Source organism: Pedobacter chinensis, from assembly GCF_003339865.1.
Classification (GTDB): domain Bacteria; phylum Bacteroidota; class Bacteroidia; order Sphingobacteriales; family Sphingobacteriaceae; genus Pedobacter; species Pedobacter chinensis.
This window is the reverse complement of record NZ_QPKV01000004.1, coordinates 498,516-510,511: the sequence shown is the minus strand read 5'-3', so window position 1 is coordinate 510,511 and position 11,996 is coordinate 498,516. Positions and strand designations below refer to the sequence as shown.

Genomic DNA, 11,996 nt, shown 5'->3' with positions numbered 1-11,996 from the left:
ACAATGTGTATGTTCAATTTAAATTAACCATACATTAAATAATACTCATAAAAACTTTATCATATATAAGCGTACATAACCAACAAGCAAAACCATTAAAATACCTTAAACGTAAAAATGCCAGATATTTCTACCTGGCATTTTCTATATTTATGAATTATATTAATTATTTAACTGTACCAGGGGTTGTATATTCCAATTTTTGTGCATCAACCTCAGCCCAACCTGCTGCCCAGTTTTCAGTACCGAAAGCACCTTTGTAATCAACTTTATCAAAGAATGAACCTGAAACTTTAGCGTTTGTAAATGAAGCTCCAGTTGCTGCTGCTGACGTAGTTGAAAGCGTAAAATCTGCTTTTCCAGCCGCTCCACTTAATGCAAAATCTGTTCCATAAGTATATGGGTTGTTAAAAAGCGACCCGGCAAAAAGAGTTGAAGCAAAAGTATTATCAGCACGTAATTTAGTTTCGATAGCTGCCGCAACTGCTGTATTACTTACACTTACTTCTGTGGTTTTAGTACCATAAATTAAATTATTAGCAATAACCATGCTACCACTAGTAAAGTTTGCTGCAGTAGCACCTGGAGTTTCTACTTTAGTATCATCAATATAAATTCCAATAGGAAAGCCTGAAATTACAGAGTTTAACAGGCTCATAGAAGAATTACGACGGATTTGAGCACCATGAAAAAAGTTAGCATTATAAGCACCACCTGCGGCTCTAATTGGGCCTAAGATAGTTACATTAGAGAAAACGGCTGAGGTTTTAGGCGTTTGATTTGTACCTGTGCCGTTATTATCAGATTCGAAGCCATTTGATTGTGATTGATCTGCAACTGTAGCAACACGTTGTGCTAATGCAAATTGAACATTACCTGAATAACCAAAATCGGTATCAAAATCATCATCCCAAGTACCAATTGCTAATAAATGTTTAGCATTTACAGTTCCACCAAACCATTCAAAAGCATCATCACCAGAACGATAAACCTGAATATAATCCAATTGTGTACCATTACCAACCCCACCCATGGTCAATCCATTAATCTCATTATCTACAGAGTAAGCAATACCTGCAAATTCAATACGTACATATTTCATTATACCGGAATTATCAGAAGCATCTGTACCGCCATAGAAGATATACGCTTTTTCATCTTTTCCTGCAGGCTGTACTAAACCGCCTTCAATTTTAACATCATTGCCTTGGTTTACCGGAGCTTTACCTAATAAAATAACCCCACCCCAATCTCCTTGTGAACGTGCGCCGGCTGCTAAAGCCGATGTAAATACAATTGGCTTATCAACTGTACCTGTTGCATTAATTTTGGAACCACGAGTAATAATTAAAGTACCTTTCGAGGCCTTATCACCTTTAATAATAGTTCCAGGCTCTATCGTTAATGTTGCACCATTACTAACGTAGACAAAACCTTTTAATAAGTATATTTTACTCGCTGACCAAGTTGTATTTGCTGAAATTTCACCAGAAATTTCTACAACATTTGTTGCCTCTACAGGGATTTCTGTTGATGGGCCTTCAACGATTACATTCTTCTTGCAAGAAGTTGAAAATAAAACTACTGATAAAGCAAGTAGTAGGAATTGGTTTTTCATTTTTTTTGTTTTAAATATTTTTACAAATAGACACTTTTAGTTTTTCTTCAAGATTAATATCCTATTAACATATTGTAAAGACTAGAAAGAATAATTGAAGGACAATGACACATTTGTTCCTGTTCTATAAGAAGAAAAGGTTTCATCCCCACCATTGCCAATGCTACCATTGTATTTTTTATCATTATTATAATCGAAATAGATGATACTTCGCTGGTTTAAAATATCTCCAATATTCAATTTAACCTCACCCCTTGATTTTATTACTTTATAGCTAGCTTGAAAATCAATAACATCTCTCGGATTTTCCCATGTGCTAGGGAAACGAATTCCACCAGCTTGAATGATTCTTCTTCCAATTTTATTATATAAGATGTTAAAGTTTAATTTATTGTCTAATGCGCTGTGTTGTAACCCTGCATTTATTACATAAGGAGATTGACCAACCATTGGGCGAGTCTTATCTATAAAATCCTGATCTGTGGGATTAGTAACCTTAGATTTAATTAGTGATAGGTTAAAATAAGCTATGGTATTTTTAAAAAAACCACTTTCGTTAATAAAGTTCAGATTCTTTCTAGCCTCCAATTCTAACCCATATGTATAAGCCTTGGGAGTATTGAAGAACGATACATCAGGTGTTGATAATACGTCATAACGATAAGATTCAATGGCATTTGTAAAATGTTTGTAGAATGCAGAGATAGAAAATAGTTGCCCTGCCTCAGGATAAATTTCATATCTTAAATCTGCATTGTCTATTAATGATCTTTTTAAGTTTGGATTACCTGTAATATTCCCTAAAAGTTCATAATCATAGAATGATGATAAAGAAAGCTCTCTAAACTCAGGTCTGGCTAACGTACGATAATATGAAGCCCGTAAATTTGCTTTTTTAGTTAAGCTATAAGTTAAGTTTACTGACGGCAGAACGTCAAGTTGGTTATCATCAACATATGTTTGGAGTGAGTTTAATACTTTAACGTTATAATTCTCTACTCTTGCACCGTACACAGCTCTAAAGTTTTCTCCAAATTTTTGATCGAGCATTACATAACCATAATTAGTGAATGAATTGGCTTTGTAGCTATCAAGCGGCCCACCAACTTCTGCAAGCCTATATACACCTGATTCGAATAGTGAATGAGAGAAAATTTCCGTAACAGGTAAAGCTCTGATCCTGGTTTGCATATCTGCATCATTTGTAACCAGTTCAGCACCAATAAAGCGAGCATCAAAAGCACGATCGCGGTATTGAGAACCTAAGCCTATTTTCATTGTTGTAGATGCATCAAACAATTTAAAAGGAGTGCTATAATTTATGTCACCAGCATAAATATCTTCATTCAAATCTGAAAATAATCTTGTATTATCTTTACCTAAAGAAGTAATATTTGCCTGGTACAATACAGAAGGATCATTCTGAGCCGCGAGTGGCTTAGTATAATTAATTTTCAACTGATTAGGTTGATTGTTACCAATATTGCTATAAGAGGCAGTCCATTTCAATTTATTATTGCCTTTACCAATTTGATGATCTCCTTCAAAAGTAGTTTTAAACAACGATTTTTGCATCACATCGTAAGCATAAAATTGGTTGAGTGAGTTTCCATCTTTTATACCTGCACGAACGGCATAATTATCATCATAATTTTTATTGTAGATGTTTTTAAAACTGATTTTATTTTTACCAAAACTGTATGCAAAGTTTGCTAATGCACCTAAATTGGTAGAGAATTTATACTGATCATCAATATAATCGTAAACATAAAAGTTACGCTCAACATCCTGATTAATTGTTTGAGCGTTTCTATAAGTTGCCGAAATCATAGCTCCAAACTTGTTTCCACTCTCAAAGTTTTTAACCCTTCCTAAATTAAACTGATAATTTTGAGTTGGTAATGCTTTAGTATTCTTTATGCTATAATCATTCGGCAATGATTTCAATGCGGCAATGTTTTTTGAGCTTGGTAAGGTTCCTTTCGCAATCAAATCACTGCTTGGAAAATTTTCTGCCAGCTGTTTCGAACCATCTTCATATCCTAAATAGTTCAACGCATTCTTTTTTGTCGCGGAAAAATCTTTGAAAGTAGATTGACTATTATAACCATATCCGATGCCAAAAGATAGAAAATTTTGATCTGGAATATCTTTGGTAACAATCTGAACTGCTCCGCCCGCGAAATCTGCTGGTAAATCGGGAGTAGCGGTTTTACTAATAGTAATTTTATCAACTAAGTTTGATGGTACTATATCAAAAGAAAAGGCCTTTTTATTCGCTTCGGTGCTTGGCAATGTTGAATTATCAAGGGTTGCTGTATTGTAACGATCACTTAATCCACGAACAATTACAAACTTATTGTCTTGTATTGTTGCACCACTTACTCTTTTTAATACATCAGAAGTATTTCGATCGGGTGATTTTTTAATTTGCTCACTGGAAATACCATCAGAAATTAAAGCACTATTTTTTTGTTGGGCATACAAGGTGTTGATAGATTCTTGTTTATAACTAGCTTTTACAACAACTTCTTGTAAATTTTGCCCGCCGGTTTCATTAAGAACAACATTTAAATTGGTAATGGAAGGAGACTTGACTTCTACATCCGAAACTTCTTTGGTTTGATACCCAACATAAGAAAATTCAAGTATGTAATTCCCGTTGGCCATTGCCTGAAGCGTATAATGACCATCTACATCAGTTGAAACACCTTTATTTGTTCCTTTTATTTTAACTGATACACCAATTAAGGTTTCCCCTGTTTTTTTATCGGTTACCGTTCCGGAAATTTTACCAGTTTGTGCATAAGCCGTTACGCTCAGAAATGAAATCAGCATGACTAATGCCGATTTTTTAAAAATTGTGATTAAGTCCAATTTGCCTGTGTTTAATTTTAGGCAAAGCTATTACCACAATGTTAGCTATATGTTAGATGTTAATTAAGCTTTGTTTAGATAAGTGTTAATTTAATGTTATCAGCTTTTGGATTAGTACTTAATGCCTGCTTTTTTGCAAATGAAGTGCAATAACCAAATCGGTCCGATTAACAGAAACTTAACATCATCGAGAAACGATGGCTTCTTTCCTTCAATTTTATGACCAATGAATTGACCGATCCAGGCCGCTACAAATATCGCAGCATAAATAGTATATGCAGTTCCACTACCTAAACCAACAGCTTGCTCAATTTTCACAATGATGTAGCTCATTAAACCCACTACCCAAATCATAAGGAAAAATAGTGTGGGCGACAATGTAAAATAATAATACAAACTAAAAGCCAAAAGAAAAGAGGCCCAATTGAAATAACCGTTATAACGACCCAGAAATCCCAGATATGGAAAAGGGATTTGCCAAACCAAGCCCAATAAACTAAACACAATTAATGGAACGCAAATCCAATGCACCAATTTATTGGTTGGATTTTGATGACTTTCGGCATACTTATCAAAAAGTACATCAACAGGACGCTTTGGTTCGATTTGTATAGTCTGCTTGCTCATTATGTAAAAATAAAAAAAATATTCTAGTGAGCGATGATTATTAGCCGTTTTAAGTAATAGCTGATGAATTAAAAAGATGAACTTTTGTTTGGTACTGATGGTTTATATCCATATGCGAATCATTTACTTAAATTGTCCTCGTTTGTAACAAGGACAAAAGAGAAACACATTTTTAATGTGAATTGACTATTTAAGCGATAAAATCGCCAATTTCATACATCCTCGTTACAAACGAGAACGATAGGCGATAAGCATAATTATGGCAATAAAAAAGCGATGGAAAAACTCCATCGCTTTATGTTTTAGTCATGCTGAATTTATCTTAGCATTCTATCGTACGCACTCTGAAATAAATTTACTCGTAGCTTTCCGTTTCGCTACAGGTCAGAGTGACGGCGCATTTATTACTTCGCAAATGCTACCGAACGTGTTTCACGGATAACGGTAACCTTGATCTGCCCAGGATAAGTCATCTCCGTTTGAATCCGGGTTGAAATATCAGCTGCCAGTAATTCGGCCTGTGCATCAGTAATTCTTTCACTTTCTACAATTACACGTAATTCTCTACCTGCTTGAATTGCAAAAGTTTTCTCCACACCCGGATAAGACAAAGCCAATTCCTCTAAATCTTTCAAGCGTTTAATATAACTTTCCACAACTTCTCTACGTGCCCCCGGACGAGCGCCTGAAATCGCATCACAAGCTTGTACAATTGGAGAAATCATCGACGTCATCTCAATTTCATCGTGGTGAGCACCAATAGCATTACAAATTTCCGGGTGTTCTTTATATTTTTCGGCTAACTGCATACCCAAAATTGCGTGAGGCAATTCAGGATTATCATCAGGCACTTTACCGATATCGTGTAATAAACCAGCGCGTTTAGCCATCTTCGCATTTAAGCCTAATTCTGCAGCCATCGTTGCACAAAAATTAGCCACCTCGCGTGAGTGATGTAAAAGGTTTTGTCCATAAGATGAACGGTAACGCATACGGCCAACCATTCTAATGAGCTCAGGGTGTAAACCGTGAATGCCCAAATCAATAACCGTACGCTCGCCAATTTCTACAATCTCATCTTCAATTTGCTTTTTGGTTTTGGCAACAATCTCTTCAATACGAGCCGGGTGAATACGACCATCCGTTACCAAACGGTGTAGAGCCAAACGGGCAATCTCTCTTCTTACGGGATCAAAACCAGATAGAATGATCGCTTCAGGGGTATCATCAACAATAATTTCAATGCCGGTAGCGGCTTCCAAAGCGCGGATGTTTCTACCTTCTCTACCAATTACGCGGCCTTTAATTTCATCACTTTCAATATGGAAAATGGAAACTGAATTTTCAATTGCCGCTTCAGTTGCAGTACGTTGAATAGTTTGTATAACTACTTTTTTAGCTTCCTTACTTGCGGTTAATTTTGCCTCATCAACAATATCTTTAACCTGCATCATGGCCTGTGTACGGGCTTCCTGTTTCAGGTTTTCTACCAATTGCTCTTTAGCTTCCTCAGCAGAAAGGCCAGCAATGGTTTCTAACTGCTTAAGGTGCTGATTTTTTAACACTTCAACTTCTTCTTGTTTTTTAACAGCCAGTTCAGTTTGTTTCTCAAGATTGCTCTTTTGTTTATCTAACTCCTGTTCTTTTTTATTGAAGTTTTCCATGCGCTGATTTACCGATTGCTCTTTCTGCTTAATGGTATTTTCGCGTTGGTTAATGGTGTTGTTTTTAGCATTAACTTCTTGTTCATGCTCAGCTTTCATTTGCAAAAATTTCTCTTTTGCTTCTAAAAGTTTATTCTTTTTTAAGATTTCTGCATTATTTTCTGCATCCTTTAAAATCTTCTTTACCTTGTTTTGAGCTGCGACTTCCTGCTGTTTAAGCAAGTTGCGTAGTAAGTATCTCCCTACCACTATACCGATACCTAAGCCTGCTATTAGGGCAAATATGTATCCTAGAATTTCCGTTATCTCCATTTTGTTTTTTAAGTAAAAAAAAACCGCAACTAATTTTTTAAAGTCTCATACATTTTAAACCTCAACTAAGCATAATTGGGATTTAAGCCATTTTCAGGTGCCATAGCAGATGAAATACGCCCTCTTAACCCCATAGATATTGAAGTGTTAAGTTTTATAAAATTTGAAACTCAAAAACTAGCTGCGGCTATATTTTTGTGCTAATATATTTCAAGTCATTGTCATGCTGAATTTAGTTCAGCATCTTATGTATCAGATCTGGCCTGCGCCAGAATGACAATCACTCTAAAGAACGAACCTTTATTTTGTAAAGAAACTGTTGAGTAAAACATCCAATTCTTCAACTTTATCGGCAACAGCAGTATCCTGACTTTGTACTTTATTTTCCGTTCTCAATACGGCGGTTGCATAGTGCAAAACTGCCATAGAAAGAAGATCCTGCTTATCTCTAACCGCATAATTATCCTGATAATCTTTTATGCGCTCATTGATCATTTTAGCTGCCCGTCTCACAATTTCTTCCTCTTCTGTATTTACCTTTAAGGGATAAATACGGTCGGAAATGGTTATTTTAATCGAGATTTCTCCCATTTGTTAGCTTAGTTTCTGATTTCTTCGCATTATTTATTTTTTTAACAATGCGATACTTTTATCAATCTCCCGCACAAAATCGTTAATTTTTTGTTTAATATCAAGCGATTTTTCACTTGTGCCTTCAATGCTCTTAGCCAATTTTGTAACCCTTAATTTTTCTTCAAGATCTACATTTTTACCTTTAGCAGTATCAAGCGCAACTTTTAACGACTGATTTTCAAGCTTTAATAAATCATTTTCTTCCTGCAAAGCATTACACAACTCTATTAACCGAGCCGTTTTTTGTACTACTTTATCTAATTGATCTGCAACAGAAGCCATGAATTTATTTCTAAAAATACGAATTTATATTTTATTTCCTAATTTCTGCCCCTGCTTGCTGAGTTAAATTTGCGATTAACTTTTGCATTGTGCTTTCAATTTGCTTATCTGTTAAGGTTTGTTCCTCATCTTGCAAAATGAAGTTTAAAGCATAAGATTTTTTGCCAGCTGGTAATTTATCGCCAACATAAACATCAAAAACCCCAACTTCTTTAATCAGTTTTTTATCCGTTTTAAATGCAATTCCTTTTAAGGTATCGAAAGTTACGGCCTGATCAATCAGCAAAGATAAATCTCTGCGCACTGCCGGATATTTTGATACTTCTTTGTTGACAATTTTATTTTTCTTCACGATATCCAGCAAGCCCGCCCAATCAAAATCAGCATAGAAAACCTCTGCATTTACATCGGCAACTTTACGATCTGCTTTACTCACAGCACCAAAACTCACCAGGGTTTTATCACCACGGAAATATTTAATTCCATAAGCAAAGTTCTCATCATTTAAAGTATCAGTTTGATAGCTCGAAATTCCTAAACGGGAAATCACGGCATCAACAGCAGATTTTAAATTATAAAAAGTGGCTGGTTTGGCATTTTGATTCCATTGTTCACTTTGTTTTGCTCCGGAGATTAACAACAACAATCTTGGGCGCTCCACATACTTCTCATTAATTAAATGATAGGTTTTACCGAACTCGTAAAACTTAACATCAGCATTTTTACGGTTTTGGTTGTACGCCACGCTCTCTAAAGCCGGCATCAATAAGTTTTGGCGCATCACATTCAAATCACTGCTTAGAGGATTCAAAATGAACACCGCCTCGTCCAGATTTTTCGAATAAGCAGATTTTGTTAATGAGTTACACATAATCTCTGCATAGCCATTTGCCGTAAGCATATCAGCGATTACATTATGCGTATTTTCTTTTTCAGGCTTTGTGCTGTATGAAAGTGATGCGTTTACCTTTGATGGAATTTCGATATTATTATAACCATAAATACGTAAAACTTCCTCAGTAATATCACATTCGCGGGTTACATCAACCTTAAAAGATGGCACCCTCAAGGCCAGCGTATCATCTGAAGTATTGGTTGCAGAAATACCCAACGCTGTAATAATGTGCTTAATCTCTGCCGATGGAATATTTGCCCCGATTAACTTATTGATGTTGGTGTAACTCACTTCAAACTCAAACGGCTTAATGTGTTCCGGATAAATATCAGAAACTGATGATGAAATTTCGCCACCTGCCAGTTCTTTAATTAAAAGGGCAGCATATTTTAAAGCAGTGACTGTGATTTCCGGATCAGTTCCACGCTCGAAACGGAAAGATGCATCGGTTTTTAAACCATGTCTCTTTGCTGTTTTCCGTACAGAAACCGAATTGAAGTAAGCGCTTTCTAAAAAGATATTTTTAGTTGCGGTATCAACTCCTGAAGTTTTTCCACCGAAAACACCGGCGATACACATTGGCGCATCAGCATTGCAAATCATTAAATCATCTGCACTTAGCTTCCGCTCCACGTCATCAAGCGTTACAAAAGGTGTTCCCTCAGCAACTTTTTTCACTATCACTTTTCTACCGGCAATTTTATCGGCATCAAAAGCATGTAACGGCTGGCCTAAGCCATGTAAAACATAGTTTGTAATATCAACCACGTTATTAATCGGGCGAAGCCCGATAACCTTCAATTTATCTTTTAACCAATCTGGAGATTCTGTTACTGTTACACCTGAAATAGTGACACTGCTATAACGCGGACAAGCATCTAAATCTTCAACTTCAACGGGGATAATCAAGTTTTCATTATCTGTTTTGAAAGCTGAAAGATCAGGCATTTCATATTCACTTCTGAAATAAGCAGCCAGATCGCGGGCCACACCTAAATGAGATGCTGCATCGGCACGGTTTGGTGTTAATCCGATTTCGAAGACAAAATCATCATCCATTTTGAAATGATCTTTTGCACGGATTCCAATTTCAGTATCATCAGCTAAAATCATAATTCCATCATGAGATTTGCCTAAACCAATTTCGTCTTCAGCGCAAATCATCCCTTGCGAAACTTCTCCTCTGATTTTTGATTCCTTGATTTTAAAAGGTTCTCCTTCTAATGGATAAACGGTTGTACCTACGGTGGCAACAACTACTTTTTGCCCGGCACCAACGTTAGGTGCGCCACATACAATTTGAAGATTTTCTTTTCCGCCAACATTTACAGTAGTTACACGCAAACGATCGGCATTGGGATGTTGTACACAAGTTAAAACCTCGCCAATAACTAAACCCTCTAAGCCACCCACAACTGGCTGAACTTTATCTACGCTTTCAACCTCTAAACCAATATTGGTTAGGATTAAAGAAAGCTCCTGAGGAGTTTGATCTATTTGTACGAATTGTTTTAACCAGTTATATGATATTTTCATTTAGTTAATTTTGTTTTTATCTGTAATGAAGTGATCATGATTTTAATTATTTACCAAAAACTGGCAAAATCATGACGGCTTCATTTTTGAAAAATCGGATAGTGAGTATCAGGTATTAAGACAAATCTCAACTAATACTCTATTTCATAAAACGCAAAGATATTATTTAAAGGTCAAAGCAGAAAGCTAAACAACAAGGAAAATCAAACCAGCCGTTATTATACGCACCCTTCGAATGCGGGGAAGGCTCTTAGCTAATAAGGCAGCCTGACTTTTACGTGTAAACCCTGCGTTCAACCCAAAGCAAAATCATTAAGCGTTGTTTTTGCCATATAAAAATATAGCTGAGGTGTTCTTAAATGTCTCAGGTGGGGTTTATTTTCTTAGGCCAGAGTATGCGTAACAAGGATATGAGGAAACACCCCTCCTTGTTTTAAGGAGGGGATGTGACGGGTTGTGCGTTGGGAGGGGTAATTGTCCCTTACCTCATACGGGGAGGAACGACAAAGCAATTTGTTTTGCGACAATCTTAACGCTGTAATTCTCTCTTTAAAACACCACCCAAACAGTAATTTCCCGAAGGAGATTGCCACAGTCAATAAAGAATTGGCTGCTCAATGACGGCTCCATTCCGCAGTCGATACCGATGAAAGATCGGAGAACTCCTTCGCAACGACGATTTTACTAACCCGTCATCTCAAAAAAACAATCCTTAAAACCAAAGTCTGGCGAAAACCGGCAAGTGATCAGAAAAATATCTTTTATCCTTACTATCGGTCAATACAGCAAACTTTTGTACTTTAAACCCCTTATTAACAAAAATATAATCTATTCTATTTTTCAAATCACTGTTAAAATCAAAAGCATTAAATGTTCCATTCGGACCATACGGAGGCTCCTGGCTTATTTCTTTTGCATCGATTAGAAAAGATTTTATTGTAGCAATTGCCTCTGTTTCTGGTGTTACATTTAAATCACCAGTAAAAACAACAGGCAAAGTTGGGGCAATTTGCTGAATTTTCTGCTTCAATAATTTAGCAGATTCTATTCTGGCATTCACGCCAATATGATCATAATGCGTATTGAAAACCAGAAATTCCTTTTTATTTAACTTATCGTACAACCTAACCCAGCTACAAACCCTGTTTAGCGCTGCATCCCAACCTTTTGACGGCACATCCGGCGTTTCTGAAAGCCAAAAAGTTCCGCCATCTTTCTTCGTAAAACGATCCTTATCAAAGTAAACAGCAGAAAATTCACCTTTACGTTTACCATCATCGCGACCAACACCCACCACATCAAAATTTGAATTTTCAAGCAGTGCATCAAATTGCTCTGGCAGCGCCTCCTGAACGCAAAGAATATCTGCATCGTGAAACTTCACTAAAGCCTTAACGTTATCCTTTCGGTTTGGCCAGGAATTTACGCCATCAGAAGAAACATTTAAACGTATATTATAAGTAATGATATTGATTGGTGCTCCTTTTTTCTGAGCCAGCGCCATTGTTGAAATAAGTAAAAAGGAAAGGATTATTCTAAAAGTTCTCATCTG

General features: G+C 36.3%; 8 protein-coding genes. All 8 read right to left on the bottom strand.

What is annotated here, in order from left to right:
* Positions 1-166: 166 nt before the first annotated feature.
* The 8 genes from DU508_RS12500 to DU508_RS12465 all read right to left on the bottom strand — a co-directional run bounded on the left by DU508_RS12500 (position 167) and on the right by DU508_RS12465 (position 11,993).
* Positions 167-1,618, bottom strand: a complete 1,452-nt coding sequence (locus tag DU508_RS12500; protein ID WP_115403136.1) for a hypothetical protein — start codon at positions 1,616-1,618, stop codon at positions 167-169.
* A gap of 81 nt (positions 1,619-1,699) precedes the next feature.
* Positions 1,700-4,456 (bottom strand): TonB-dependent receptor, encoded by a 2,757-nt coding sequence (locus DU508_RS12495; RefSeq protein ID WP_115403348.1) that lies wholly within the window; start codon positions 4,454-4,456, stop codon positions 1,700-1,702.
* A gap of 150 nt (positions 4,457-4,606) precedes the next feature.
* A complete protein-coding gene (locus DU508_RS12490; protein WP_115403135.1) occupies positions 4,607-5,122 on the bottom strand; it encodes an Mpo1 family 2-hydroxy fatty acid dioxygenase in 516 nt (171 codons plus the stop codon).
* A 404-nt stretch (positions 5,123-5,526) separates the two neighbouring features.
* Positions 5,527-7,098: a ribonuclease Y gene (gene rny / locus DU508_RS12485; RefSeq protein ID WP_115403134.1), complete on the bottom strand. Its 1,572-nt coding sequence runs from the start codon at positions 7,096-7,098 to the stop codon at positions 5,527-5,529.
* A gap of 300 nt (positions 7,099-7,398) precedes the next feature.
* Positions 7,399-7,689 (bottom strand): cell division protein ZapA, encoded by a 291-nt coding sequence (locus tag DU508_RS12480; RefSeq protein ID WP_115403133.1) that lies wholly within the window; start codon positions 7,687-7,689, stop codon positions 7,399-7,401.
* 33 nt (positions 7,690-7,722) lie between these two features.
* Complete coding sequence (locus DU508_RS12475) at positions 7,723-8,013, bottom strand: hypothetical protein (RefSeq protein ID WP_115403132.1); 291 nt, start codon at positions 8,011-8,013, stop codon at positions 7,723-7,725.
* A gap of 31 nt (positions 8,014-8,044) precedes the next feature.
* Complete coding sequence (gene pheT, locus DU508_RS12470; RefSeq protein ID WP_115403131.1) at positions 8,045-10,444, bottom strand: phenylalanine--tRNA ligase subunit beta; 2,400 nt, start codon at positions 10,442-10,444, stop codon at positions 8,045-8,047.
* Between the two features lie 712 nt (positions 10,445-11,156).
* Positions 11,157-11,993, bottom strand: a complete 837-nt coding sequence (locus DU508_RS12465) for an endonuclease/exonuclease/phosphatase family protein (RefSeq protein ID WP_115403130.1) — start codon at positions 11,991-11,993, stop codon at positions 11,157-11,159.
* Positions 11,994-11,996: the final 3 nt, after the last annotated feature.

Excerpts from the sequence above, each read along its gene's own strand:
- DU508_RS12465 (WP_115403130.1), bottom strand. The coding sequence starts at position 11,993 with ATGAGAACTTTTAGAATAATCCTTTCCTTTTTACTTATTTCAACAATG.
- DU508_RS12490 (WP_115403135.1), bottom strand. The coding sequence starts at position 5,122 with ATGAGCAAGCAGACTATACAAATCGAACCAAAGCGTCCTGTTGATGTA.
- DU508_RS12480 (WP_115403133.1), bottom strand. The coding sequence starts at position 7,689 with ATGGGAGAAATCTCGATTAAAATAACCATTTCCGACCGTATTTATCCC.
- DU508_RS12500 (WP_115403136.1), bottom strand. The coding sequence starts at position 1,618 with ATGAAAAACCAATTCCTACTACTTGCTTTATCAGTAGTTTTATTTTCA.
- pheT (WP_115403131.1), bottom strand. The coding sequence starts at position 10,444 with ATGAAAATATCATATAACTGGTTAAAACAATTCGTACAAATAGATCAA.
- rny (WP_115403134.1), bottom strand. The coding sequence starts at position 7,098 with ATGGAGATAACGGAAATTCTAGGATACATATTTGCCCTAATAGCAGGC.
- DU508_RS12475 (WP_115403132.1), bottom strand. The coding sequence starts at position 8,013 with ATGGCTTCTGTTGCAGATCAATTAGATAAAGTAGTACAAAAAACGGCT.
- DU508_RS12495 (WP_115403348.1), bottom strand. The coding sequence starts at position 4,456 with ATGCTGATTTCATTTCTGAGCGTAACGGCTTATGCACAAACTGGTAAA.